Source organism: Methylobacterium sp. HMF5984 (assembly GCF_045033435.1).
Lineage (GTDB): Bacteria > Pseudomonadota > Alphaproteobacteria > Rhizobiales > Beijerinckiaceae > Methylobacterium.
Map to the genome: position 1 here is coordinate 4,813,226 of NZ_JBJFLN010000001.1, position 23,888 is coordinate 4,837,113.

Sequence of the window (23,888 nt, forward strand, 5' to 3'; positions counted from 1 at the left end):
CTCTGGCCCTGCCTTCAGCGCGCGAGGGGCAGCGCGGCGGCCGCGGTCTGCGTGTTCGAGAGGGCGGCCTTCATGCTCGTCATCAGCGCCTCGGTGGAGGGGGCGAAGACGTCGAGGATCGGGGCCGGGTGGACGCCGTAGTAGATCGTCAGCGCGACGAGCGGCGCGAGGATCAGCTTCTCGCGGTTGTCGAGGTCCAGGATGCTTTGGAGGTTGGGCTTCTCGAGCTTGCCGTAGATCACGCGGGCGTAGAGCCACAGGGCGTAGCCGGCCGACAGGATGATGCCGAAGACCGAGAAGAACGCCACCGTCGGGTTGGCCTTGAACGCCCCCATCATCGCCAGGAACTCGCCGACGAAGCCGGAGGTGCCGGGCAGGCCGACATTGGCCATGGTGAACACCATCATCGCCACCGCGTAGAGCGGCATCCGCTTCACGAGGCCGCCATAGGCGGCGATCTCGCGGGTGTGCATCCGGTCGTAGACTACGCCGACGCCGAGGAAGAGCGCGCCGGAGACGATGCCGTGGGAGATCATCAGGAACAGCGCGCCCTGGATGCCCTGCTCGTTGAGCGTAAACAGGCCGAGGGTGACGAAGCCCATATGCGCCACGGAGGAGTAGGCGATCAGCTTCTTGATGTCGGTCTGCATCAGCGCGGTGAGCGAGGTGAAGATGATCGCGATCACCGACAGCGCGAAGACGAGCGGCGCGAAGGTGTGGCTCGCATCCGGCAGCATCGGCAGCGAGATCCGGATGAAGCCGTAGCCGCCCATCTTGAGCAGGATGCCGGCCAGGATCACCGAGCCGGCGGTGGGCGCCTCGACGTGCGCGTCGGGGAGCCAGGTGTGGACCGGCCACATCGGCATCTTCACCGCGAAGCTCGCGAAGAAGGCCAGCCACAGCCACCATTGCATGCCCACGGGGAAGCGGGTCTGGAGCAGGGTCGGGATGTCGGTCGTGCCGGCCTGCCAGTACATCGCCATGATGGCAAGCAGCATCAGCACCGAGCCGAGCAGCGTGTAGAGGAAGAACTTGAAGCTGGCGTAGATGCGCCGCTTGCCGCCCCAGATGCCGATGATCAGGAACATCGGGATCAGGCCGGCCTCGAAGAACAGGTAGAACAGCACCAGGTCGAGCGCCTGGAACACGCCGATCATCGTCGTCTCGAGCACGAGGAAGGCGACGAAGTACTCCTTCACCCGCGTCTCGATGGAATGCCACGAGGCGCCGATGCAGAACGGCATCAGGAACGTCGTCAGCAGCACTAGCGGCATCGAGAAGCCGTCGACGCCGAGCTTGAACCGGATCGTCTCGGCGAGCCAGGCATGGCTCTCGACCAGCTGGAAGCTCGCCGAGGTCGCGTCGTAGCGGTTCCAGGCCACCAGCGAGAGCAGGAAGGTGACGACCGTGGTGGCGAGCGCCGCCCAGCGGGCGTTCTTCGCCACCGCCTTCTCGTCGCCCGACAAGGTCAGGATGAAGGCCGCGCCGCAGAGCGGCACGATCAACAGCCCGGAGAGGAGCCCTAAGCCGAACATCTAGCGATCCATCCCGTTCGTGAGGGCGGCTTGCGACGCGAGGCCCATCAGTGCCCCCCCGGCTTCGGCAGGCCGGCCATCAGGTACCAGCTCAGGATGCCCGCGACGCCGATCAGCATCACGAAGGCGTAGTGGTAGACGTAGCCGGTCTGGAAGCGGACGACGCCGCGGGTCACGTCGACGACGCGGGCCGCGATCCCGTCCGGGCCGGCGCCGTCGATGGCGCGGCCGTCGACCTGCTTCCACAGAAACAGGCCGAAATCCTTGGCCGGACGCACGAAGATCCGGTCGTAGAGCTCGTCGACGTACCACTTGTTGAGCAGGAACCGGTACAGCACCGGCTGCTGGGCGGCGAGCTCGGCCGGCAGCTTCGGCCGGCGGATGTACATCACGAAGGCCAGCACGAAGCCGAGCACCAGCATAATGAACGGCGCGTAGGAGACGAGCGCCGGCACGTGGTGGATGTCGTGCATGATGTGGTTGTCGGGCCCGTGCGCCAGCGCGTGGCCCCAGAACGCCTCCATGCCCTCGCCGATGAAACGGTCCTTGAAGATCAGGCCGGCGAAGAGCGCGCCGAAGGCGAGCACGCCGAGCGGGATCGTCATCACCAGGGGCGATTCGTGCGGCATGTGATCGCCGTGATGGCCGTGCCCGTGATGGTCGTCGGCGACGAGGTCGCTCCTGTGCGCCGGCTCGACGTCGTGGCCGCGATCGTCGTGGGCGACGCCCTCGGTGTGGCCGGGCGCGCCGTCGGCCTCGTGGGCCGCGGACGCGTGGGCGACGGCCGGCGCCGCGTGGTCGTCGTGGTGGGCATGCGCCCCCCAGCGGGCCGGCCCCTCGAAGGTGAGGAAGAACAGGCGCCAGGAGTAGAACGAGGTGAAGAACGCCGCGATCACGGTGGCGAGGAAGGCCAGGGTGTGCCCGGGACGCGTCGAGGCATAGGCCGCCTCGATGATCGCGTCCTTGGAATAGTAGCCGGCGGTGAAGGGGAAGCCGATGAGCGCGAGGGTGCCGATCGCCATCATCGCCGTGGTGAACGGGATGTAGCGGCGCAAGGACCCCATGTTCCGCATGTCCTGCTCGTGGTGCATCGCGTGGATGACCGAGCCGGCGCCGAGGAACAGCAGCGCCTTGAAGAAGGCGTGGGTGAACAGGTGGAAGATGCCGGCGGAATAGGCGCCGACGCCGAGCGCGACGAACATGTAGCCGAGCTGCGAGCAGGTCGAGTACGCGATCACCCGCTTGATGTCGTTCTGCACCAGGCCCACGGTGGCGGCGAAGAAGGCGGTGATGCCGCCGATGACCGTGACGAAGACCAGCGCGTCGGGCGCGAGCTCGAACAGCGGCGACAGGCGCGCCACCATGAAGACGCCGGCGGTGACCATGGTCGCGGCATGGATCAGGGCCGAGACCGGGGTCGGGCCTTCCATCGCGTCCGGCAGCCAGGTGTGGAGCAGGAACTGCGCCGACTTGCCCATCGCGCCCATGAACAGCAGCAGGCAGGTCAGGGTGAGCGCGTGCCAGTCCTGGCCGAGGAAGTGGAAATGCGCGTCCTTGAGCTCGTTCACCCGCGGGAAGATGCCGTCGAAGGCGACCGAGCCGAACAGCACGAAGACCAGGAAGATGCCGAGCGAGAAGCCGAAATCGCCGACGCGGTTGACGATGAAGGCCTTCATCGCGGCCGCGTTCGCAGAGGGCTTCTCGTACCAGAACCCGATCAGCAGGTAGGAGGCGAGGCCGACGCCCTCCCAGCCGAAGAACATCTGCACGAGGTTGTCGGCCGTCACCAGCATCAGCATGGCGAAGGTGAAGAGCGACAGGTAGGCGAAGAAGCGCGGCCGGTGCGGATCCTCCTCCATGTAGCCGACGGAGTAGAGGTGCACGAGCGTCGAGACGGTGGTGACGACGACGAGCATCACCCGGGTCAGCGTGTCGATGCGGAAGGCCCAGTCGACGGTGAGGTCGCCGGCCGTGAACCAGGTCGCGACCTGCACCCGCGTGGCGTGGTCGCCCTCGATAAACACGCCCCAGGACAGGAGCGCCGAGAAGGCGAGGCAGGCGGTGGTGACGTACTCGCAGACCCGCGCGCCGAGGAAGCGCCCGAACAGCCCGGCGATCAGGGCGCCGATGAGCGGGAAGAAGACGATCGCGTGATACATCGTGCGGTCCGGCCTCGCGGGGCAGCGGGTTTCTGGCGGAAGGACGTCGCGGGGGTCCCCGCTCAGCCCTTCATCATGCTGATGTCCTCGACCGCGATGGAGCCGCGGTTGCGGAAGAACACCACGAGGATGGCGAGCCCGATCGCGGCCTCGGCCGCGGCGACGGTCAGGACGAACAGGGCGAAAACCTGGCCGGTGATGTCGTTCAGGTAGGTCGAGAACGCGACGAAGTTGATGTTGACCGCGAGCAGGATCAGCTCGATCGACATCAGGATGACGATGACGTTCTTGCGGTTGATGAAGATCCCCAGCACGCCGAGCGTGAACAGGATCGCGGCGACCGTGAGGTAGTGGCTGAGGCCGATCATCGTGCTGTCTCCGCCCAAGTCTTCAGGGTCGCCCAAGCCGTCCGAGCCGCGGCCATCAGACCTCGACGCCCTGGCGCGAGGGCACCTTCCGGGTCTCGACCGCGTCCCCTTGGGTCCGCGCGTTCTGCAGGGCGATGTTCTGCCGCTTCACGCCGGGGCGGTCGCGCAGGGTCAGCACGATGGCGCCGATCATCGCGACGAGCAGGATCAGGCCGGCGATCTGGAAGAAGTAGACGTATTCCGTGTACAGCACCCGGCCGAGGATCACCGTGTTGCTGGTGTGCTCGCCCGCCGCCACGTTGCCGAGCGGCGCCTGCACCAGGCCGGGATCGATCGTCCACGAGCCGACGACCAGCAGAAGCTCGATCAGGAACACCGCGCCGATCATCGCGCCGACCGGGAGATACTGCTGGAACCCCTGCCGGAGCTGGGCGAAATCCACGTCGAGCATCATCACGACGAACAGGAACAGCACCGCGACCGCGCCGACGTAGACCACGACCAGGATCATCGCCAGGAACTCGGCGCCCATCAGCACGAACAGGCCGGCCGCGTTGACGAAGGCCAGGATCAGGAACAGCACCGAGGCGATGGGATTGCGGGACGCGATCACCATGAAGCCCGAGGCGATGGTGAGGCCCGCGAACAGGTAGAAGAAGGCGGCGGCTGCGGTCATGCGCTTGTCGGGATCGGCCGCCGGAGCGGCCCCTTCTGCCTCATGAGAAAACGGTCCGCAAAAACGGTCCGGACCCGGCCGGCCGTCTATAGAACCCGCTCCCGCGCCGCACAACCCGCGGCGCCGGCGACGGGGCGGGGATGTCAGCGGTAGGGGGCGTCCATCGCGAGGTTTCGCGCGATCTCGCGCTCCCAGCGGTCGCCGTTCAGGAGAAGCTTCTCCTTGTCGTAGAGCAGCTCCTCGCGGGTCTCGACCGAGAACTCGAAGTTCGGCCCCTCGACGATGGCGTCGACCGGGCAGGCCTCCTGGCACATGCCGCAGTAGATGCACTTCACCATGTCGATGTCGTAGCGCGTGGTGCGGCGCGTGCCGTCGTTGCGGCGCGGGCCGGCCTCGATGGTGATCGCCTGCGCCGGGCAGATCGCCTCGCACAGCTTGCACGCGATGCAGCGCTCCTCCCCGTTCGGGTAGCGGCGAAGCGCGTGCTCGCCGCGGAAGCGCGGCCCGCGATGGCCCATCTCGAAGGGGTAGTTGATCGTCGCCTTCGGCTTGAAGAAATACTTCATCGCGAGGACGAACCCCGAGACGAACTCCTTCAGCAGAAGGCCCTTGGCGACCTGATCGAGCTTCATGCCGCGATCTCCGATTCCTGGGTGAGGCTCACGCACGACGTCACTCATGCACCTGGAGCGAGGCCGGTCAGCTTGAGCACGAAGGCGACGACGACGACCGAGGCGAGCGAAAGGGGCAGGAAAACCTTCCAGCCCAGCCGCATGAGCTGGTCGTAGCGGTAGCGCGGCACCATGGCCTTCACCATGGCGATCATGAAGAACAGGAAGCTGGCCTTGAGCGCGAACCAGAGCAGCCCCGGCACCCAGGTGAAGGGCGCGAACGGGATCGGCGAGAGCCAGCCGCCGAGGAACAGCACCGTGCCGAGCGCGCACATGGTCATGATCGCCACGTACTCGCCGAGCATGAACAGCAGGTACGGGGTCGAGGAGTACTCGACCATGTAGCCGGCGACGAGCTCCGATTCGGCCTCGGGCAGGTCGAAGGGCGGACGGTTGGTCTCGGCGAGCGCCGAGATGAAGAACACGACGAACATCGGGAACAGCCACAGCCAGTACCAGCCGAGGATGCCGAGCGAGGTGTCCTGCGCGATGACGATCTTCGACAGGTTGAGCGAGCCGGCGCAGAGCAGCACGCAGATGATCACGAAGCCGAGCGAGACCTCGTAGGAGATCATCTGCGCCGCCGAGCGCAGCGCACCGAGGAAGGCGTATTTCGAGTTCGAGGCCCAGCCGCCCATCAGGACGCCGTAGACGCCCAGCGACGAGATCGCGAAGATGTAGGTCATGCCGACGTTGAGGTCGGCCAGCGCCCAGCCCTCCGCGAGCGGGATCACGGCCCAGGCCGCGAGCGCCAGCGTCGCGAAGACCAGGGGCGCCAGCAGGAACAGCGCCTTGTTGGCGCCGGCGGGAATCACCGGCTCCTTCAGCACGAACTTCAAGAGGTCGGCGAAGGACTGGAACAGGCCGAACGGGCCGACCACGTTCGGCCCGCGTCGCAGCTGCACCGCCGCCCAGATCTTGCGGTCGGCAAGCAGCGCGTAGGCGATGAAGACGAGCAGGCAGGCGAGCAGCAGGAAGCTCTTCAGCGCCAGCAGCAGCACGAGGCCCACGGTTTCCCAAGGTGTCATGGCGGCCCCTTACTCGGCGGCTTCGAGGGCGCGCCCGCGGGCGAGGCTCGAACATTCGGCGAGCACGCGCGAGGCGCGCGCGATCGGATTGGTGAGGTAGAAGTCGAGCACCGGCGAGGCGAAGGTCGCCTTCGCGACCTCGCCGCCGAGGCCGGCCAGGCGATCGACCGCCGCGACCGTGTCGCCCGGCTCGACGTTGCCGATGGCGGCCATGTGGGGGTGCTCGGCGTAGAGCGCCCGGCGCAGGGCCACCAGCGAATCGAACGGCAGGCGGTGGCCGAGCACGTCCGAGAGCGCGCGCAGGATGGCCCAGTCCTCGCGGGCGTCGCCCGGCGGGAAGCCGGCGCGGTTGGCCTGCTGAACCCGGCCCTCGAGGTTGACGTAGGTCGCGCTCTTCTCGGTGTAGGCGGCGCCCGGCAGCACCACGTCGGCGCGGGAGGCGCCGCGGTCGCCGTGGGTCCCCTGGTAGATCACGAAGGCGCCGGCCCCGACCGTGCACTCGTCGGCACCGAGGTTGAACACCACGTCGAGGGCGCCGGGCGCGATCATGCCGGCGAAGTCGAGCCCGCCTTCCCCCGGCACGAAGCCGAGATCCAGCGCCCCGACGCGGGCGGCCGCGGTGTGCAGAACGCCGAAGCCGTTCCACGCCGGCGTGACGGCGCCGACGTCCTTGGCGAGCGCGGCGGCGGCGGCGAGCACCGCCGAATCGGCGAGCGCGGCGGCACCGACGATCACCATCGGACGCTCGGCGCCCTTCAGGATCTCGAGGAAGCTGTGCTCGCCCTTGGCCAAAGCCGTCAGCGTGTCGGTGCCGGCGCCGAGATAGGTGTGGGGATAGGTGAGGTCGGTGGCCTCGCCGATCAGGCCGACCGCGAGCGGCCCCATCCGCCAGCGCTTGCGGATGCGGACGTTGAGGAGCGACGCCTCGGTCCGCGGGTTGGCGCCGACGAGCAGGATCGCGTCCGCCGCCTCGATGCCGGGGATCGTCGGGTTGAACACGTAGGCGGCGCGGCCCCAGGCCGGATCGAGCCGCTCGCCGCCCTGGCGGCAATCGCGGTTGGCGACGCCGAGCGCGGTCATCAGGCTCTTGAGCGCGTAGGTTTCCTCGACCCCGGCGAGATCGCCGACCAGCGCGCCGATGCGCTTGGGATCGGTGCCCTTCACCTTGGCCGCGATCGCGGCGAAGGCCTCGCCCCAGGAGGCGGGGCGCAGGCGGCCGTTCTCGCGCAGGTACGGCCGGTCGAGGCGCTGGACGCGCAGGCCGTCGACGGGGTGGCGGGTCTTGTCCGAGATCCACTCCTCGTTGATGTCCTCGTTGACCCGAGGCTCGATCTGCATGACCTCGCGGCCGCGGGCGTCGACGCGGATCGCCGAGCCGACCGCGTCCATCACGTCGACCGATTCGGTCTTCGACAGCTCCCACGGGCGGATGTTGTAGCTCTGCGGCTTGGGCACGAGGGCGCCGACCGGGCAGAGGTCGGCGACGTTGCCCTGCAGCTCCGAGCCCATCGCCTCCTCGAGGTAGCTCGTGATCTCCATGTCCTCGCCGCGGCCGATCGCGCCGAGATCCGGCACGCCGGCGACCTCGGCGAGGAAGCGGACGCAGCGGGTGCAGTGGATGCAGCGGTTCATCGCGGTCCGCACCAGCGGGCCGATGTACTTCTCCTCGACCGCGCGCTTGTTCTCGCCGTAGCGGGTCGAGTCGACGCCGTAGGCCATCGCCTGGTCCTGCAGATCGCAATGGCCGCCCTGGTCGCAGATCGGGCAATCGAGCGGGTGGTTGATGAGGAGGAACTCCATCACCCCCTCGCGCGCCTTCTTCGTCGTTCCGGAGCGCGTGAGGACCTCCGGCGGCTCGCCGTTCGGGCCGGGCCGGCAATCCTTGACCGCGTAGGCGCAGGAGGCCACCGGCTTCGGCGCGCCCTTCAGCTCGACCAGGCACATCCGGCAATTGCCGGCGATCGACAGCCGCTCGTGGAAGCAGAAGCGCGGGATCTCCGCGCCCGCCATCTCGCAGGCCTGCAGCAGGGTGAATTCGGCCGGAACATCGACCTCGATGCCGTCGACGAGGATTTTGGTCATGCGCGCTTCTCAGTGCGTCGTGTCGGCGAGATCGAGCCTGCGCTCGATCCGCTCGACCGGAAGTTCGAGACGGTCGATCCGGCGATGGACGCCCGCCAGATTCTCTTCGATGCGACGGAGGTACACGAGCCTCGGGTTGTCGGGCTGGTCGGTCATCGGCTTCACTCCGCGGCCATCGGCGCCGCATCGGAATGCGGGTTGGCACTGTAGCGGTCGATCCGCTTCTCGATCTCGGGGCGGAAATGGCGGATCAGGCCCTGGATCGGCCAGGCCGCCGCGTCGCCGAGCGCGCAGATCGTGTGACCCTCGATCTGCTTGGTGACGTCGAGCAGCATGTCGATCTCGCGCTTCTGAGCGCGGCCTTCCGCCATGCGCAGCATCACCCGCCACATCCAGCCGGTGCCCTCGCGACAGGGCGTGCACTGCCCGCAAGACTCGTGCTTGTAGAAGTACGCGATGCGGGCGATCGCCTGGACGATGTCGGTCGAGCGGTCGAGCACGATCACCGCCGCCGTGCCGAGGCCGGAGCCGAGGTTGCGCAGGGTGTCGAAGTCCATTTTCGCGTCGATGATCTGCTCGGCCGGCACCAGCGGCACCGAGGAGCCGCCGGGGATCGAGCACAGCAGGTTGTCCCAGCCGCCGCGCATGCCGCCGCAATGCTTGTCGATGAGCTCGCGGAAGGTGATCCCGAGCTCCTCCTCGACGTTGCACGGCTTGTTGACGTGGCCGGAGACGCAGAACAGCTTGGTGCCGGTGTTGTTCTTGCCGCCCAAGCCCGCGAACCACGCGCCGCCGCGGCGCAGGATCGTGCCGGCGACCGCGATCGACTCGACGTTGTTCACCGTCGTCGGGCAGCCGTAGAGGCCCATGTTGGCCGGGAACGGCGGCTTGAGGCGCGGCATCCCCTTCTTGCCCTCGAGGCTTTCCAGCAGCGCCGTCTCCTCGCCGCAGATGTAGGCCCCGGCGCCGTGGTGGACGTAGATGTCGAACGGGTAGCCGTGGACGTTGTCCTGCCCGACGAGCCGGGCGGCGTAGGCCTCGTCGACCGCCCGCTGCAGCGCGTGCTTCTCGGCGACGTACTCGCCGCGGATGTAGATGTAGCAGGCATGCGCCGCCATCGCGAACGAGGCCAGCATGCAGCCCTCGATCAGGAGGTGCGGATCGTGCCGCATGATCTCCCGGTCCTTGCAGGTGCCGGGCTCGGACTCATCGGCGTTGACCACGAGGTAGTGCGGCCGCCCGTCCGACTTCTTGGGCATGAACGACCACTTGAGGCCGGTCGGGAAGCCGGCGCCGCCGCGGCCGCGCAGGCCCGAGGCCTTCATCTCGTCGATGATCCAGTCGCGGCCCATCTCGAGAAGGAATTTGGTGCCGTCCCACGCGCCGCGCTTCTGCGCGGCCTCGAGGCCCGGCGAGTGCAACCCGTACAGGTTGGTGAAGATGCGATCCTGATCGGCCAGCATGGCTTTGGCTTTCCGTGTCTCAGGTGGCCGGGTCGGTCTTGGACGGCGCCGCGTCGGGCTTCGATGGCTCCGCGGCGGGCGCGTCCCCGCTCGCGCCCGAGGCTTCCGGCTGCGGCGGCACCGCGTCGCGCGGCAGGTCGGACTGCGCGCCCGCCTCGGCGCCGGCGGGCTCGCCCTCGAGGACGCGCTTGGCCGGCGAACCCAGGACGTCGGCGTCGGCCTTGTCGCCGGCCTTGGTCGGCGCATCGCCGTCCGCGGCGCGCTGGGCCGGGGCGTCGGCGGCCGGGCGCTCGACGGCGCGGCCGGCATCGGGCTTGGCGATCTTCGGCTCGCTCGCCGCGCGCGCCTCGGTCGAGGCGGCTTCGTCCTTGCCCCGGGCCTCCTCGCCCTCGGCCTTGCTCTTGTCCTCGAAGCGCTGGCGCCAGGCGCCGACGCGCGACCCGTCGAACAGCGTCGCGTCGGTCAGCGTCGCGGCGCCGCCCTGCGGCTCCGACGAGACGCGGCCGGTCTGCGAGCCGACCTTGACCGGACGGCCGGCGGCGAGGTCGTCCATCAGCCGGCCGAGGCTCTCGGGCGTCAGGTCCTCGTAGTAGTCCTGGTTGATCTGCACCATCGGCGCGTTGCAGCAGGCACCGAGGCACTCGACCTCGAGCCAGGAGAAGTTGCCGTCGGCGGACACGTGCCCCGGCGCGCCGAGGCGGGCGTGCAGCATGTCCTTCAGCTCGCGCGCGCCGCAGGAATCGCACGGCACCGTGCCGCAGAGCTGGATCCAGAACCGGCCGACCGGCTCCAACGCGAACATCGTGTAGAAGGTCGCGACCTCGAGCACGCGGATGTGCGGCATGCCGAGCTCGTCGGCCACCGCCTCGATCGCGCGGCGCGGCAGCCAGCCGCCGTTCTGCTCCTGCGCCTTCCACAGCAGCGGGATCACGGCGGAGGCCTGGCGGCCCTCCGGGTACTTCTCGATCTGGCCCCTGGCCCAGTCCGCGTTCTCCGGCGTGAACGCGAAGCTCTCGGGCTGCTCGGCGGCGGGGGCGAGCCTGCGGTTCGACATATCAGTTCTGGCCCTTCCAGCTCACCGGTCCACCTCGCCGAAGACGATGTCGAGCGTGCCGAGCACGCAGGACACGTCGGCGAGCAGGTGCCCGCGGCACATCCAGTCCATCGCCTGGAGGTGGGCGAAGCCCGGAGCGCGAATCTTGCAGCGATACGGCTTGTTGGTGCCGTCGGAGACGAGGTAGACGCCGAACTCGCCCTTGGGCGCCTCGACCGCGGCGTAGACCTCGCCGGCGGGCACGTGGAACCCTTCCGTGTAGAGCTTGAAGTGGTGGATGAGCGCTTCCATCGAGCGCTTCATCTCCCGGCGCGGCGGCGGCGCGAACTTGCCGTCGATCGAGGCGATCGGCCCCTGCCCCGCCGGCTCGCGCAGCTTGACGCAGCATTGCCGCATGATCTTCACGGATTCCCGCATCTCCTCCATGCGGATCACCTGGCGATCGTAGGTGTCGCCGTTCTTCCCCACGGGGATGTCGAACTCCATCTCCTCGTAGCACTCGTAGGGCTGCGACTTGCGCAGGTCCCACGGGATGCCGGAGCCGCGCACCATCGGGCCTGAGAAGCCCCAGGCCATCGCCTCGTCCACCGAGACGATGCCGATGTCGACGTTGCGCTGCTTGAAGATGCGGTTGGACATGACGAGGTCGTCGAGGTCCTGCACCACCTGCAGGAACGGGTCGCAGAACGCCTCGATGTCGTCGATCAGCGCGGGCGGCAGGTCCTGGTGCACGCCGCCGGGACGGAAGTAGTTGGCGTGGAGCCGGGCGCCCGAGGCCCGCTCGTAGAAGATCATCAGCTTCTCGCGCTCCTCGAAGCCCCAGAGCGGGGGCGTCAGCGCGCCGACATCCATCGCCTGCGTCGTGACGTTGAGGAGGTGGGAGAGCAGCCGGCCGATCTCGCAGAACAGGGTGCGGATGAGCTGGGCCCGCCGCGGAACCTCGATGCCCGCGAGCTTCTCGATCGCCAGGCAGAAGGCGTGCTCCTGGTTCATCGGGGAGACGTAGTCGAGCCGGTCGAAATACGGCGTGACCTGAAGGTAGGTCTTGTACTCGATCAGCTTCTCGGTGCCGCGATGGAGCAGGCCGATATGCGGATCGACGCGCTCGACCACCTCGCCGTCGAGCTCCAGCACGAGGCGCAGCACGCCGTGCGCCGCCGGATGCTGCGGCCCGAAATTGATCGCGAAGTTGCGGATGTTATGCTCGGTCATGGTGAGCCCTCCGCCTCAAGCCGTCTTCTTCTCGTCGCCGGGAAGCACGTATTCGGTGCCCTCCCACGGCGACAGGAAGTCGAAGTTCCGGAATTCCTGCGTCAGCTTCACCGGCTCGTAGACCACCCGCGCCTCGTCCTGGTCGTAGCGGACCTCGACGAAGCCGGTGAGCGGGAAGTCCTTGCGCAGGGGGTGTCCCTCGAAGCCGTAATCGGTGAGCAGCCGGCGCAGGTCCGGGTGGCCCGAGAACAGGATGCCGTAGAGGTCGTAGGTCTCGCGCTCGTACCAGTTGGCCGCCGGGAACACCTCGATCACGGAAGGGACCGGCGTGACCTCGTCGGTGCGCACCTTGACCCGGATGCGGCAATTGTGGCGCAGGCTGAGCAGGTGGTAGACCACGTCGAAGCGCTCGGCGCGGCTCGGATAGTCGGCGCCGCAGATGTCGATGAAGTTCCGGAAGGCGCAGGCCGGGTCGTCGCGCAGGAACGTCAGCGCGAAGACGATGTCCGAGGCCTGGACGATCAGCGTCAGCTCGCCGAGCGCGATGGTGCGCTCGACCACCGCCGGGCCGAGCGCCCCGGCGACGTGGTCCGACAGCGCCTGCAGCGCCACGTCGCCGGAGACCGGCTGGGTGTGGGCGAGGATCGAGATGCCGTTGGTCATCGCGTCACCTCAGCGCTCGATCGTGCCGGTGCGGCGGATCTTCTTCTGCAGGAGCAGCACGCCGTAGAGCAGCGCTTCCGCCGTCGGCGGGCAGCCCGGAACGTAGATGTCGACCGGCACGACCCGGTCGCAGCCGCGCACCACCGAATACGAATAGTGGTAGTAGCCGCCGCCGTTGGCGCAGGACCCCATCGAGATCACGTAGCGCGGCTCCGGCATCTGGTCGTAGACCTTGCGCAGCGCCGGGGCCATCTTGTTGGTCAGCGTGCCGGCGACGATCATCACGTCGGACTGGCGGGGCGAACCGCGCGGGGCGAAGCCGAAGCGCTCGCAATCGTAGCGCGGCATCGACATCTGCATCATCTCGACGGCGCAGCAGGCCAGCCCGAACGTCATCCACATCAGCGAGCCGGTGCGGGCCCAGTTGATCAGGTCGTCGGTGGAGGTGATCAGGAACCCGCGGTCGGCGAGCTCGGCGCTGATCGTCAGAAAGGTCGGGTCGTCCGCGCCGATCGGACGTCCGGTGTTCGGGTCGACGAGCCCCTTGGCCTGCGGCGCGATCGCCGGGGCGCGGGACAGTTCGGGAGTGAAGGCCATGGATGCCTCAGGAGCGGACGGGCGGGGCGACGACGCGGGCTAATCCCATTCGAGGGCGCCCTTGCGCCACTCGTAGACGAAGCCGACGGTGAGGACCCCGAGGAAGGCCATCATCGACCACATGCCGAACCAGCCGAGATCCCCGAACGTGATGGCCCAGGGGAACAGGAAGGCGACTTCGAGGTCGAAGATGATGAACAGGATGGCGACGAGGTAGAACCGCACGTCGAACTTCATGCGGGCGTCGTCGAAGGCGTTGAAGCCGCACTCGTAGGCCGAGAGCTTTTCCGGATCCGGGCTCGAATAGGCCACCAGGAACGGGGCCACCAGGAGAGCCGCCGCGATGAACAGCGATACGCCGAGGAACACGATGAGCGGCAGGTAATCCGCCAGGAGACCGGTCATGCGACACCTCTCACGCGCTGGACTGCGCCGCCCTGAATTTCACCGAACGGCGATATGGAATTGCTCCAATGCCAGAGTGCGCGCGGGCCGAGGCTTAGTCGAGCCGACCCGGTGAAACAAGCCGTTTGCGCGTCGCACAATCGCGGCTTGAGACAGACAGGTGGCGCTGTGTCAGGCCTTCGCCAACACGGCAGATCGGCGCAGGCCCGGCAAGGTCCGAGCCGGCCCGGCGGCACCGGGATCGGGCCATGCGGACAATCGCGCTCCGCGTGGCAAGCTCGCGCTTGACACTCCCTGCCCCCCCACATAAACCCCCGCTCGTCGCCGAGGCCCACCGGGCCTTCGAGCGGATGCGCCGTGCGGGCGTAGCTCAGTTGGTTAGAGTGCCGGCCTGTCACGCCGGAGGTCGCGGGTTCGAGTCCCGTCGCCCGCGCCACGTTTCCTCCCTCCCCATCCAGACCGAATCAGCCCTCCGGCTTCGTGCCGTCGAGGGCTTTACGCGTTCGGCTCTAGCCCGGCAGAACGAGGGTCGCGCGCAGGCCGCCGAGGCCGGACCGGTCGAGCGTCAGGCCGCCGCCGTAGAGCTCGGCCAGCTCCAGGGTGATCGACAGGCCGAAGCCGTTGCCCGGCACGCTCTCGTCGAGCCGCTGCCCGCGGTGCAGGACGGACGCCGCCTCGGCCGGATCGAGGCCCGGCCCGTCGTCCTCGACGCGAATCGCCACCGCCCCCTCGGCCGGGGCCGCCGAGACGCGGACCTCGCCGCGGCACCACTGGCAGGCGTTGTCCATCAGGTTCCCGAGCATCTCGTCGAGGTCCTGCGCCTCGCATCCCACGGCTAACCCCTCGGCGAGGTTTGCCTGGATCCGCACGCCCTTGGCCGCATGCAGCCGCCCCAGCGTCGCGGCGAGGTCCCCGACAGGGCTCGCGAGGTCGATCCGGCCGCGGGCCGTGCCTTCCAGCGCCGCGGCGCGCGCCCGGCGCAGGTGGTGGCGGACCTGCCGGTCCATCGAGCCGACAAGGTCGCTCAAGGTGCCGTCGGCGTCGCGGGCCGGGTCGGCGAGCGCCAGGGTCAGGGTGGCGAGCGGCGTCTTCAGGCCGTGGGCGAGGTTCGCGACATGGGTGCGGGCCCGATCGAGGTTGGCCGCGTTCTGGTCCAGCAGCGCGTTGAGCTCGGCGACCAGCGGCCGGATCTCCGTCGGCTGCGCCACCGGTACCCGCTCGCGCCGCCCGGCACGCACCTCGGCGAGGTCCGCGCGCAGGCGCTGCAGCGGCGCGAGGCCGAGGCGCACCTGCGCCAGCACCCCGCCGATCAGGCAGAGGCCGAGCACCGCGAGCGCCAGCGCGAGCGTGGTCAGGGCCTCGCGCAGCGGCCCGCGCAACGCCGCGGCGGGCGCGGAGGCGACGATGACGGTCGGCGCGCCGCCGTCCTCCGCCGGCAGCGTCAGGACGCGCAGGATCAGGCCGCGTCCGTTCGCATCGGTCGCGTCGGCGGGCTGTGGCCGCTCCGACCCGTCGTCGGGACGGGGGCCGGCCGGCACGGGCAGCACGTCGCTGCCGAGCGAGGCGGAGCGCAGGCGCGTCCCGCCGCGCCGCACCTGCCAGGCCCAGCCCGAGCCCGCGCGGTCGAAGGGCGGCGCGTCGAAGTCGCGGGCGAGGCGCGGACCGTCGGGGCCCTGCTCCAGCCCGGAGCGGATCGCCACGATCTGCGCGTCGAGCCGGCCGTCGATCTGCCCCCGCACGAAACGGTGGAGGATGAAGCCGATCGCGATGCCCGCCACGACCAGCGCGACGGTGACGAGGACGAAGGCGGCCGCGAGCAGGCGGCGCGCCAGCGAGCCCGTGCGCGGTGCGCCTACTAGCCGGGATTCGTGCGCCATCACGCGGCGTCCGCGTGCAGGCGCCAGCCGTGGCCGCGCACCGCCTCGATCTGGGCCGGCGCGATCTTGCGGCGCAGGCGGGTGATGATGACCTCGACCGAGTTCGAGTCGACGTCGGCGTCGCCGTCATAGACCCGCTCGATCAGCTGGCCGCGCGGCACCACCGCGTCCTTGCGCAGCATCAGGCAGGACAGCACCCGCCATTCGAGCCCGGTGAGCTTCAGGGGCAGGCCGTCGCGCTCGAAGGCGCCCAGCCCGGGGTCGAAGCTCAGCGGCCCGCAGACGAGCCGGCTCGCGCCGCTGGCCTGGGCGCGGCGCACCAGCGCCCGCAGGCGGATCACCAGCTCCTCGGTGCGGAACGGCTTGACGAGATAGTCGTCGGCGCCGGCCTTGAAGCCCGCGACCTTGTCGCTCCAGCCGTCGCGGGCGGTGAGGATCAGCACCGGGAGCGTGCGCCCCGCGGCGCGCCATGCCTGCAGCACGGAGACGCCGTCGCGCTTGGGCAGGCCGAGATCGAGCACCACCGCGTCGTAATCCTCGGTCTCGCCGAGGTGCTGCGCGTCCTCGCCGTCGCGCGCGTGGTCGAGGGCGAAGCTTTCCGCGCGCAGGGCCTTCGCGATCTCGGCGCCGAGCGCGGCATCGTCCTCGACCAACAGGACTTTCATGGTTCTCGGCACCTTCGGGGAACGGGCGTCGAGGGTTAGGCCGGCCGGTTTAACCGGGGCTGAACCGCGCGGTTCAGGGTGGATTGGCGGGCCTCTCCTAGAACGCCGTCAACCCGAAAGGGCCCACTCGAACAGGACACGTTTCATCATGAGCAACGAACAGGTCATCGACGGCACCGCCACCGAGGTTCGCCAGGCCGCCGCCGAGGGAGCCGCATCGAGACCCGCACGCCGCCTGCCCCGCCGCACCCTCGTCGTCGGGGCGATCGCCGCGCCGCTGGCGCTCGGCGCCGTCGGCCTCTCCCTGGCGCAGAACGGCGCGCCCTCGACCACGCCGATCGCCCCGGTGGCGATCTCGGCGCTGGTGCCGTCGGGCGGCATCGCCGCCAAGGGCGAGGTCGCCGAGATCTTCGGCAACAAGTTCTTGCTGCAGGACGGCACCGGGCGGGCGCTGGTCGAGACCGGGCGCCAGGGCGAAGACGGCAAGCTCGTCGCCAAGGGCGAGACCGTCACCGTGCAGGGGCGCTTCGAGAACGGGTTCCTGCACGCGGCGGTGCTGACCCACGGCGACGGCAACCGCGTGCTGCTCGGCCCGGCCGGCGGCCCGCCCCCCGGCACCCTCGACTGGGCGAAGGACAAGGTCGGGCTCGGGCCCAACCCCGACGTGCCGGCGCTGACCGCCTCGGTGCAGGCGGCCGGCTACTCGGACGTCCGCGTCACCGGCCGCGGCCCGCGCCACCTCGAGGTCGCCGCCAAGGGCCAGGACGGGCGCGAGCGCCAGCTCCATGTCGGCTTCGACGGTCAGATCCGCGAGAAGCGCGTGTTCTGAGGTCGTCGGCCGCGCCGCCGATCCGGCGGCGCGGCACGATCCTCGCCTCGACGGGCCCGGCGCGATGCAACCGATCCCGCCCTGCCGCGTCTTGGCGAGAGACGGACCGCACGCGAGACACCCGCAAGGAGCCTGCCCCAGATGGAACCGATGAAGCCGATGGAACCGATGAAGCCCATGAAGCCGATGAAGGGCATGGAGCCCTGGTGGCCGGAGGACCTCGGCCAGCCTTCGACCAGCGGGGCGCAGAACGGGATGAAGTACGCCTTCTTCCCCGAGAAGCACCGCCTGCTGATCGAGCAGGACGGCAAGACCACGACCTACGACAGCGGCGACCACAAGATCGGCGGCGTCTCGCAGCAGGACGGCGGATCCAAGTCGCTGACCTTCACCAGCCAGAACGGCGACGTCGACCTCGGCTCGCTGAAGAAGGTCGATTGATCGCGGGCGGGCGGGCTTCGGCCCGCCCGCGTGGACAGCCCGGCGCCGGGCCTCTATGCGCTCGGCCCAAATGAACGTGCGCTTCACAGAGAGAACCGCGCCGGGCGCCTTTCCCTGCCCCCCTGCTCCGCAGGGTACCCTTCCCCGCAAAGGGGAGAGGGAGAGGTGCGTTCCGCCGATCCCGAGGACACCCCGTTGCGCACGCTGATCGATCTCGTGCGCGCGATGCGGGCCCGCGACCGGCGCCGGCTCGCGCTGATCGCCCTGGGGCTGGCCGGCGCAGGGCTGCTCGAGGTGGTCGGCGTCGCCTCGGTGATTCCGTTCCTGACGCTGGTCGGCGATCCCGCGGCCGCCACCCGCCTGCCCTACCTCGCGCAGATCCGCGACACGCTCGGGCTGTCGGACGACCGCAGCTTCCTGATCGCGGCCGGGATGGCGGCGCTGCTCGCGATCCTCGTGACCGCGGTGGTCAACGCCGCGCTGACCTACGCGCAGCTCTTGTTCACCCATCTCACCGGCTACGGCTTCGCCCGGCGGCTGCTGTTCCGCTACCTCGCCCGCGAAAAGCTGTTCTTCACCCAGGGCAACAGCGCGGAGCTTGCCAAGAACGTGCTCTCGGAGACCGACCGCCTGGTCGTCGGCGTGCTGACGCCGGCCACCGTCGTCGCCTCCCGCGCGATCTCGGCCCTCGCGGTGATCGGCTTCCTGCTGGTCTACGCGCCGCGCCTGGCGCTGATCCTCGGCGGCGGCTTCGGCGGGCTCTACGTCGGCATCTACCTGGTGATGCGCGCGCGCCTCGCCTCGCTCGGCGCCCGCTCGGTCGCCGACAACGCGCAGCGCTACCGCGTGGTGCAGGAGACCCTGGGCGCGCTCACCGAGCTCAAGCTCTACGGTCGGGCGGACGCCTTCGCCGGCAAATTCGACGCCCCCGCCCGCGCCTATGCCAAGGCCACCGCCGAGAGCCTGCTGACGGGGCAGATGCCGCGCTTCGTCATCGAGGCCCTGGCCTTCGGCGGCGTCATCGTGGTGGTGCTGTTCGCCCTCGCCCAGGGGCTCGACACCGCCGGCATCCTGCCGCTGCTCGGGCTGTTCGCCTTCGCCGGATACCGGATGCTGCCGGCCTTCCAGAACATCTTCAACTCGCTGGCTCTGCTGCGCTTCTACCTGCCGGCGGTGCGGGTGATCGTCGACGACCTCGACGGCGAGGCCGAGAGTTCGCCGCGGACCGACGCACGGCTGCCGTTCCGCGACGCGATCCGCCTGGAGCGGGTCGGCTTCGCCTACGCGCCCGGGCGGGCGGCGCTCGCGGACGTGAGCCTGACGATCCGGGCCAACACCACCGTCGGCCTCGTCGGGCGCACCGGCTCGGGCAAGTCGACCCTGGTCGGCCTGATCCTCGGCATCCTGACGCCGGATGCCGGCCGCATCACCGTCGACGGCACGCCCTTGGATTCACAGGCCCTGCCGGCCTGGCAGAACCGGATCGGCTACGTCCCGCAGGACGTGTTCCTCGTGGACGGGACGGTGGCCGAGAACATCGCGCTGGGCCTCGAGCCGGTCGACCGCGCGGCGGTGGAGCGGGCGGCGCGGCTCGCCGGCGCGCACGACTTCGTCGCCGCCCTGCCCGAGGGCTACGACGCCCGCGTCGGCGAGCGCGGCGCGCGCCTCTCCGGCGGCCAGCGCCAGCGCATCGGCATCGCCCGCGCGCTCTACCACGACCCCGACGTGATCGTGTTCGACGAGGCGACCTCGGCGCTGGACGGCGAGACCGAGGGCGCGGTGATGGCCGCGCTCGACGCGCTCGCCGGCCAGCGCACGCTGATCATGATCGCCCACCGCCTCACCAGCCTGGAAGCCGCCGACACGGTCCACGTGCTCGACGGCGGCCGCCTCGTGGCGTCGGGCCCGCTTCACGCGGTGACGCAGCATGTCGGGGCGGCCGCGTGAGCCGGGCGCCGACGAACCCACCCCGATCCGGAGCCGATGCCCCATGCCCGATCCGATCCACCTGAAGGCCGCCGACGGCACCACCGCGACCCTGACGCTCGCCGGCGCCGAGCCGGTGTCGTGGCGGGTGGGCGGCACCGAATACCTCTGGAGCGGCGATCCCGAGCACTGGAACCGGCACGCGCCCTGGCTCTTCCCGGTGGTCGGCGCCTCCGCCGGCGGGATGGTCCGGGTCGACGGCCGGACCTATCCGATGGCCCAGCACGGCTTCGCCCGCGACCTGCCCTTCGCGGTGGTGGAGCGGACGGACGAGGCCGTCACCCTGCGCCTGACCGAAACGGCCGAGACGCTGGCGCACTATCCCTTCCGCTTCCGCCTCGACATCACCGCGCGGGTGCGCCCCGCCGGGCTCGACTTCGCCATCGCGGTCCACAATCCGGGCGAGACCGCCCTGCCCTATGGGCTCGGCTTCCACCCGGCCTTCCCCTGGCCGTTCGCGGGCGGGACGCGCGCGGCCGGCGGCGGCTACGCGGTCGCGTTCGAGCGGGCCGAGCGCGCCAGCGTCCCCGAGGTCGGCCCCGGCGGCCTGCTGCTGCGCGAGGAGCGCCCGATCCGCCTCGAGGGCAACGTCCTGCCCCTCGATCCGGCGCTCTTCACCGAGGCGCTGGTGTTCCGCGACGCGCTGAGCCGCACGATGCGCTTCACCGGGCCGGGCGGGCGGGCGATCCGGATGGCGGTCGAGGATTTTTCGCACCTCGCCGTGTGGACGAAGCCGACCGCGCCGTTCCTATCGCTGGAAGCCTGGACCGGGCATGCCGACTGGGCCGGATTCTCGGGCGAGCTCGCCGAGCGCGATGCGCAGCGCCTGCTGGCGCCCGGCGCCACCGCCGATCACGGCATCCGCCTCACCCTGGAGGGGTGAGGCCGTGCGGGTCTGGGTGGCGCGGCCGGAGCCCGGCGCCGCACGCACCGGCGAACGCCTGGCGGCGCTCGGCCACCTGCCCCTGGTGGCGCCGGTGCTGGTGGTGCGCCCCACCGGCGCAGCCCTGCCGCCGGGCCCGTTCGACGGGCTGATCCTCACCAGCGCGAACGCCCTCGACGCGCTGCTCGCGACGACCGAGGCGGCCACCCTGCGCGGAATCCCGGTCTTCGCCGTCGGCCCGCGGACGGCGGCGCTCGCCGAAGCGCGGCTCGGCGCGGTGACGGCGGGGACGGGCGACGCCGCCGCGCTCGCAGCGATCGTGCAGGGATCCGTCGCGCCGGGGGCATCCCTGCTCCACGTGGCCGGCGCGGAGCGCAAGGCGGAACCCGCCGCCCGGCTGACGGCCGCCGGCTACCGGATCGCGACGCACGTCGCCTACGCGGCCGAGGCGGTGGCGCACCTGCCGGACCCGGTCTTCGCGGCCTTCGCCGCCGTCCCCGGAGGGCTCGACGCCGCCCTGCACTATTCCCGCCGCAGCGCGCGCGTGGCGCATCGATTGTCGGAAGCGGCCGGACACGGCGGAGCTTTCCGCGCGTTGAGGCATTACTGCCTGTCGGACGACGTGGCCGCAGCCCTGGACCAAGCCGGGGTCGCGGCCCATTTCGTCGCTGGGCGACCGCGCGAGGACGACCTCCTCGCCGGCCTGTCCTGACATCGCCGCGCCGCCGTCAGATCGGGTCTCGCCCGGGCGGAAGCGGCGGTGATAGGTAGGCGCCGCCCGCACCGGCGCGGGTCGTGAGGAACGTTAGGATCGGGGCGCGCGGCACAGCCGCCGCGCCCGGGACGTCGAGACGGGAGAGACAACGGCCGTGAAGCCACCATCCAACGACGCCGACCGTCCAAATTCCGGCTCACAGGCTCCGGGTGCCGCGAAGAACGGTGCCCCGAGCTCGACCGCCCCCCAGACCCAGGGCGGCAAGCCCGGAACGGTGTCGACGCCGCAGGGCCGTCCGCCCGAGACCCTGCCGCCGGGCGTCCACGTCAAGTCGGAGCCGGCCAAATCCGAGACCGGCAAGCCCGATACGGCCAAGAACGATACGGCCAAGCCCGATACCATCAAGCCCGATACGGCCACGCCCGCCGTCCCGTCGTCCTCGGCCCAGGCGCCGAAGCCGGAGGCCGGCCGCGCCGATCCTCCGATCACCGCCGGGCCGACGAAGGCCGAGCCCGACCGCCCGGCCCAGCCCCCCGCCGATCCGGCGAAGCTCGACGCCAAGCCTGCCGGCGGGGCGGGCGCCGCCTCTGCAGCGTTCCCGAGCAAGCCCGCGACAGAGGCGGTCAAGCCCGGGATCGCCGGCGCGCCGGGCGGCCCGTCCGCGGCGAAGGAGCCGGGGAAAGCCGAGCCGGGCAAGCCGGACCCGGCGAAGCCCGAGTTCGGCCGGTCCGGGGCCGGCACCGCCGCCGAGCCGCCGAAATCCGCCGGCGGCGCCACGGCGGGCGGGCCGCGGCCCTCCGGCGCCCTCACCGATGGACCGATCATCGACCTCAAGGCCAAGCGCGTCGAGGACGCCGGGGCGAACAAGGGCGACGTCCGCGGCGACGCCAAGGCCGCCGCGGCGGGAGCCGCGGGGGTCGCGGCCGGCATGGCGGCGTCCGGTCCCAAGCCTGCTTCAGACATCAAGCCTGCTTCCGACGGCAAGGCAGCGTCCGACGCCAAGGCCGGCGCCAAGCCGGCGGGCTCCGGCAGCACCCCGCCGCGGGTCGGCCCGGCCGAGGCGCCCGCCGCCCGCGGGCCGGGCTTCGGCTCGGTGGCGACCGCCGGCCTTCTCGGCGGCGTGATCGGCGCCGGCCTGCTCTTCGCGGTGGAGCGCGCCGGCATCCTCGTCAATGCCGGCGACGACGCCCGCCTCAACGCTCTCGACCAGCGCATCTCCGGCCAGCTCACCGGCCTCGACCAGCGCATGGCATCGTTGAGCCCACGCGACGCGGTCGCCGCCCTCGACAAGCGCGTCGCCGCCAACGAGGCGACGCTGAAGCCGCTGCCCGACGCGGTGAAGGCGGCGGAGGCCGCGGCCAGGCAGGCGCTCGACCGTGCGTCCGGCGCGACGGCCACGTCCGCCGAGGGCCAGGGCACGACCCCGGCGGCGGCCGCCCTGGCCGCTCTTCCGGCCGACATCGCCGCCCGGCTCGACAGCCTGGACCAGCGCGTCTCCGCCCTGCAGGAGGAGCCGGGCCGCGACCAGGCTGGCGATTCCCGCCTCGGGGTGGCCCAGGCCGGCGGCGACCCCAAGCAGATCGCCGCCCTCGACGGGCGCGTGAAGGCGCTCGAGGACAAGGCACCCGACAAGGCGGCGCGCGCGCCGGCCGTCGACCTCGCGCCGAAGCTCGCCACGCTCCAGGGCGAGGTCGAGGCGCGCACCAAGGCGAACGCCGAGGCCGACCAGGCCCTCGGCCAGCGCCTCGACGCCCTGCAGAAGACCCTCGACGAGCGGGTGAAGGCCGCGACCGAGGCGGTGCAGACGGCAACGCAGGCGAGCCGCGAGGCGGCCGAGGCCGGCAGGAGCACGGCCGAATCGGCGACCAAGGCCCTCGACCGGCGCCTGCAGGATCAGGCCGACAAGATCGCCACCCTCGACAAGGCGGTGGCGCTTCGCGCCGAGGCCAGCACCGTCCAGGCCGCGTTGAAGGTCGTCACCGCCGACCGGATCGCCGCCGCGCTGGAGGCCAGCGTCCCGTATGCCGAGCCGCTGGCGACCCTGCGCAAGCTCGAGACCGGCGACGCGAGCCGCGTCGACGCCCTGGCGCCGTTCGCCGACAAGGGCGCGCCGACCGCGGACCAGCTCGCCGCCGCGTTTCGCCCGATCGCCGACAAGGTCGCCGCCGCGCGCAAGGCCGCCGCCGCCAAGGAGGTCGCCGCCAACGGCGACCTCAAGAGCCGCTTCCTCAGCATCGCGGACTCGATCGTGCAGGTCCGCAAGGTCGATGCGCCGCCGGCCGCCGAGGAGGCTGCCGCCAGCGATCCGACGGCGAAGGTGCAGGCGGCCCTCGACCGCGGCGCGCTGATCGAGGCGTCGCAGGCCTACGAGGCGATGCCGCAGGATCTGAAGGCGCAGGCCGGCGATTTCGGCGCGACGCTGAAGGCGCGGGCCCAGGCGGCCCAGGCGGCCCAGGCGCTGCTCTCCGACGCGTTCAAGGGCCTGCCGACGACCGCGCCGACCGCCAAGCCGTGATCGCCCCCCAGAGGTGATCGCAGAGACACGCCATCCTGCGGGGGCGGCCATCGCCCCCGCCCAC

22 protein-coding genes and 1 tRNA gene are annotated in these 23,888 nt (G+C 70.7%); 7 read left to right on the plus strand and 16 right to left on the minus strand.

All coding sequences use genetic code 11. The features are described from left to right. Window positions 1-14 precede the first annotated feature (14 nt). The 14 genes from ACFZ8E_RS23275 to ACFZ8E_RS23340 form a co-directional block, all read right to left on the minus strand. The gene (locus ACFZ8E_RS23275) at window positions 15-1,535 is read right to left on the minus strand and encodes an NADH-quinone oxidoreductase subunit M (protein WP_405043918.1); all 1,521 of its coding nucleotides are present in this window, start codon (window positions 1,533-1,535) and stop codon (window positions 15-17) included. Between the two features lie 47 nt (window positions 1,536-1,582). After that, the gene (gene nuoL / locus ACFZ8E_RS23280; RefSeq protein ID WP_405043919.1) at window positions 1,583-3,694 is read right to left on the minus strand and encodes an NADH-quinone oxidoreductase subunit L; all 2,112 of its coding nucleotides are present in this window, start codon (window positions 3,692-3,694) and stop codon (window positions 1,583-1,585) included. A gap of 62 nt (window positions 3,695-3,756) precedes the next feature. Next, window positions 3,757-4,062, minus strand: a complete 306-nt coding sequence (gene nuoK, locus ACFZ8E_RS23285) for an NADH-quinone oxidoreductase subunit NuoK (RefSeq protein ID WP_147726106.1) — start codon at window positions 4,060-4,062, stop codon at window positions 3,757-3,759. 55 nt (window positions 4,063-4,117) lie between these two features. Next, window positions 4,118-4,738: an NADH-quinone oxidoreductase subunit J gene (locus tag ACFZ8E_RS23290; RefSeq protein ID WP_147726107.1), complete on the minus strand. Its 621-nt coding sequence runs from the start codon at window positions 4,736-4,738 to the stop codon at window positions 4,118-4,120. A 143-nt stretch (window positions 4,739-4,881) separates the two neighbouring features. Beyond that, window positions 4,882-5,370: an NADH-quinone oxidoreductase subunit NuoI gene (nuoI, locus tag ACFZ8E_RS23295; RefSeq protein ID WP_147726108.1), complete on the minus strand. Its 489-nt coding sequence runs from the start codon at window positions 5,368-5,370 to the stop codon at window positions 4,882-4,884. A 44-nt stretch (window positions 5,371-5,414) separates the two neighbouring features. Then, window positions 5,415-6,437: an NADH-quinone oxidoreductase subunit NuoH gene (gene nuoH / locus ACFZ8E_RS23300; RefSeq protein ID WP_405043920.1), complete on the minus strand. Its 1,023-nt coding sequence runs from the start codon at window positions 6,435-6,437 to the stop codon at window positions 5,415-5,417. A 9-nt stretch (window positions 6,438-6,446) separates the two neighbouring features. Continuing rightward, window positions 6,447-8,519 (minus strand): NADH-quinone oxidoreductase subunit NuoG, encoded by a 2,073-nt coding sequence (gene nuoG, locus ACFZ8E_RS23305; protein WP_405043921.1) that lies wholly within the window; start codon window positions 8,517-8,519, stop codon window positions 6,447-6,449. 9 nt (window positions 8,520-8,528) lie between these two features. Further along, the gene (locus tag ACFZ8E_RS23310; RefSeq protein WP_187275489.1) at window positions 8,529-8,675 is read right to left on the minus strand and encodes a hypothetical protein; all 147 of its coding nucleotides are present in this window, start codon (window positions 8,673-8,675) and stop codon (window positions 8,529-8,531) included. A gap of 5 nt (window positions 8,676-8,680) precedes the next feature. Further along, entirely contained in the window at window positions 8,681-9,982 is a 1,302-nt protein-coding gene (gene nuoF / locus ACFZ8E_RS23315) for an NADH-quinone oxidoreductase subunit NuoF (RefSeq protein WP_405043922.1), read from the minus strand. 19 nt (window positions 9,983-10,001) lie between these two features. Next, window positions 10,002-11,036 (minus strand): NADH-quinone oxidoreductase subunit NuoE, encoded by a 1,035-nt coding sequence (gene nuoE, locus ACFZ8E_RS23320; RefSeq protein WP_405043923.1) that lies wholly within the window; start codon window positions 11,034-11,036, stop codon window positions 10,002-10,004. A 21-nt stretch (window positions 11,037-11,057) separates the two neighbouring features. After that, a complete protein-coding gene (locus ACFZ8E_RS23325) occupies window positions 11,058-12,248 on the minus strand; it encodes an NADH-quinone oxidoreductase subunit D (RefSeq protein WP_147728467.1) in 1,191 nt (396 codons plus the stop codon). Between the two features lie 15 nt (window positions 12,249-12,263). Beyond that, window positions 12,264-12,911: an NADH-quinone oxidoreductase subunit C gene (locus tag ACFZ8E_RS23330; RefSeq protein WP_243988877.1), complete on the minus strand. Its 648-nt coding sequence runs from the start codon at window positions 12,909-12,911 to the stop codon at window positions 12,264-12,266. Between the two features lie 9 nt (window positions 12,912-12,920). Continuing rightward, window positions 12,921-13,508, minus strand: a complete 588-nt coding sequence (locus tag ACFZ8E_RS23335; protein WP_147728470.1) for an NADH-quinone oxidoreductase subunit B family protein — start codon at window positions 13,506-13,508, stop codon at window positions 12,921-12,923. Between the two features lie 39 nt (window positions 13,509-13,547). Continuing rightward, the gene (locus ACFZ8E_RS23340; RefSeq protein ID WP_147728471.1) at window positions 13,548-13,913 is read right to left on the minus strand and encodes an NADH-quinone oxidoreductase subunit A; all 366 of its coding nucleotides are present in this window, start codon (window positions 13,911-13,913) and stop codon (window positions 13,548-13,550) included. A gap of 359 nt (window positions 13,914-14,272) precedes the next feature. Between ACFZ8E_RS23340 and ACFZ8E_RS23345 the strand changes: the two genes are divergently transcribed. Further along, window positions 14,273-14,349 (plus strand) — tRNA-Asp (locus ACFZ8E_RS23345). A 73-nt stretch (window positions 14,350-14,422) separates the two neighbouring features. Here ACFZ8E_RS23345 and ACFZ8E_RS23350 read toward each other — a convergent pair. Both ACFZ8E_RS23350 and ACFZ8E_RS23355 read right to left on the minus strand, forming a co-directional pair. Beyond that, window positions 14,423-15,790 (minus strand): sensor histidine kinase, encoded by a 1,368-nt coding sequence (locus tag ACFZ8E_RS23350; protein ID WP_405043924.1) that lies wholly within the window; start codon window positions 15,788-15,790, stop codon window positions 14,423-14,425. Further along, complete coding sequence (locus ACFZ8E_RS23355; protein WP_405043925.1) at window positions 15,790-16,455, minus strand: response regulator transcription factor; 666 nt, start codon at window positions 16,453-16,455, stop codon at window positions 15,790-15,792. The genes ACFZ8E_RS23350 and ACFZ8E_RS23355 overlap by 1 nt, the downstream gene beginning before the upstream one ends. Before the next feature lie 148 nt (window positions 16,456-16,603). Between ACFZ8E_RS23355 and ACFZ8E_RS23360 the strand changes: the two genes are divergently transcribed. The 6 genes from ACFZ8E_RS23360 to ACFZ8E_RS23385 all read left to right on the plus strand — a co-directional run bounded on the left by ACFZ8E_RS23360 (window position 16,604) and on the right by ACFZ8E_RS23385 (window position 23,824). Next, window positions 16,604-17,284, plus strand: coding sequence for a DNA-binding protein (locus ACFZ8E_RS23360; RefSeq protein WP_405043926.1), 681 nt, complete (start codon window positions 16,604-16,606; stop codon window positions 17,282-17,284). Window positions 17,285-17,425: 141 nt separating this feature from the next. After that, entirely contained in the window at window positions 17,426-17,725 is a 300-nt protein-coding gene (locus ACFZ8E_RS23365; protein WP_405043927.1) for a hypothetical protein, read from the plus strand. Window positions 17,726-17,920: 195 nt separating this feature from the next. Then, window positions 17,921-19,672 (plus strand): ABC transporter ATP-binding protein, encoded by a 1,752-nt coding sequence (locus ACFZ8E_RS23370; protein WP_405044442.1) that lies wholly within the window; start codon window positions 17,921-17,923, stop codon window positions 19,670-19,672. 43 nt (window positions 19,673-19,715) lie between these two features. Further along, a complete protein-coding gene (locus tag ACFZ8E_RS23375; protein ID WP_243950784.1) occupies window positions 19,716-20,594 on the plus strand; it encodes an aldose 1-epimerase family protein in 879 nt (292 codons plus the stop codon). A 4-nt stretch (window positions 20,595-20,598) separates the two neighbouring features. Beyond that, window positions 20,599-21,306, plus strand: a complete 708-nt coding sequence (locus ACFZ8E_RS23380) for a uroporphyrinogen-III synthase (protein WP_147844693.1) — start codon at window positions 20,599-20,601, stop codon at window positions 21,304-21,306. A gap of 157 nt (window positions 21,307-21,463) precedes the next feature. Further along, window positions 21,464-23,824, plus strand: coding sequence for a translation initiation factor 2 (locus ACFZ8E_RS23385; protein ID WP_405043928.1), 2,361 nt, complete (start codon window positions 21,464-21,466; stop codon window positions 23,822-23,824). The last annotated feature ends 64 nt before the right edge of the window (window positions 23,825-23,888 follow it).

Coding starts and splice junctions, on each gene's coding strand:
- ACFZ8E_RS23275 (WP_405043918.1), bottom strand. CDS start 1,535: ATGTTCGGCTTAGGGCTCCTCTCCGGGCTGTTGATCGTGCCGCTCTGC.
- nuoL (WP_405043919.1), bottom strand. CDS start 3,694: ATGTATCACGCGATCGTCTTCTTCCCGCTCATCGGCGCCCTGATCGCC.
- nuoK (WP_147726106.1), bottom strand. CDS start 4,062: ATGATCGGCCTCAGCCACTACCTCACGGTCGCCGCGATCCTGTTCACG.
- ACFZ8E_RS23290 (WP_147726107.1), bottom strand. CDS start 4,738: ATGACCGCAGCCGCCGCCTTCTTCTACCTGTTCGCGGGCCTCACCATC.
- nuoI (WP_147726108.1), bottom strand. CDS start 5,370: ATGAAGCTCGATCAGGTCGCCAAGGGCCTTCTGCTGAAGGAGTTCGTC.
- nuoH (WP_405043920.1), bottom strand. CDS start 6,437: ATGACACCTTGGGAAACCGTGGGCCTCGTGCTGCTGCTGGCGCTGAAG.
- nuoG (WP_405043921.1), bottom strand. CDS start 8,519: ATGACCAAAATCCTCGTCGACGGCATCGAGGTCGATGTTCCGGCCGAA.
- ACFZ8E_RS23310 (WP_187275489.1), bottom strand. CDS start 8,675: ATGACCGACCAGCCCGACAACCCGAGGCTCGTGTACCTCCGTCGCATC.
- nuoF (WP_405043922.1), bottom strand. CDS start 9,982: ATGCTGGCCGATCAGGATCGCATCTTCACCAACCTGTACGGGTTGCAC.
- nuoE (WP_405043923.1), bottom strand. CDS start 11,036: ATGTCGAACCGCAGGCTCGCCCCCGCCGCCGAGCAGCCCGAGAGCTTC.
- ACFZ8E_RS23325 (WP_147728467.1), bottom strand. CDS start 12,248: ATGACCGAGCATAACATCCGCAACTTCGCGATCAATTTCGGGCCGCAG.
- ACFZ8E_RS23330 (WP_243988877.1), bottom strand. CDS start 12,911: ATGACCAACGGCATCTCGATCCTCGCCCACACCCAGCCGGTCTCCGGC.
- ACFZ8E_RS23335 (WP_147728470.1), bottom strand. CDS start 13,508: ATGGCCTTCACTCCCGAACTGTCCCGCGCCCCGGCGATCGCGCCGCAG.
- ACFZ8E_RS23340 (WP_147728471.1), bottom strand. CDS start 13,913: ATGACCGGTCTCCTGGCGGATTACCTGCCGCTCATCGTGTTCCTCGGC.
- ACFZ8E_RS23350 (WP_405043924.1), bottom strand. CDS start 15,790: ATGGCGCACGAATCCCGGCTAGTAGGCGCACCGCGCACGGGCTCGCTG.
- ACFZ8E_RS23355 (WP_405043925.1), bottom strand. CDS start 16,455: ATGAAAGTCCTGTTGGTCGAGGACGATGCCGCGCTCGGCGCCGAGATC.
- ACFZ8E_RS23360 (WP_405043926.1), top strand. CDS start 16,604: ATGAGCAACGAACAGGTCATCGACGGCACCGCCACCGAGGTTCGCCAG.
- ACFZ8E_RS23365 (WP_405043927.1), top strand. CDS start 17,426: ATGGAACCGATGAAGCCGATGGAACCGATGAAGCCCATGAAGCCGATG.
- ACFZ8E_RS23375 (WP_243950784.1), top strand. CDS start 19,716: ATGCCCGATCCGATCCACCTGAAGGCCGCCGACGGCACCACCGCGACC.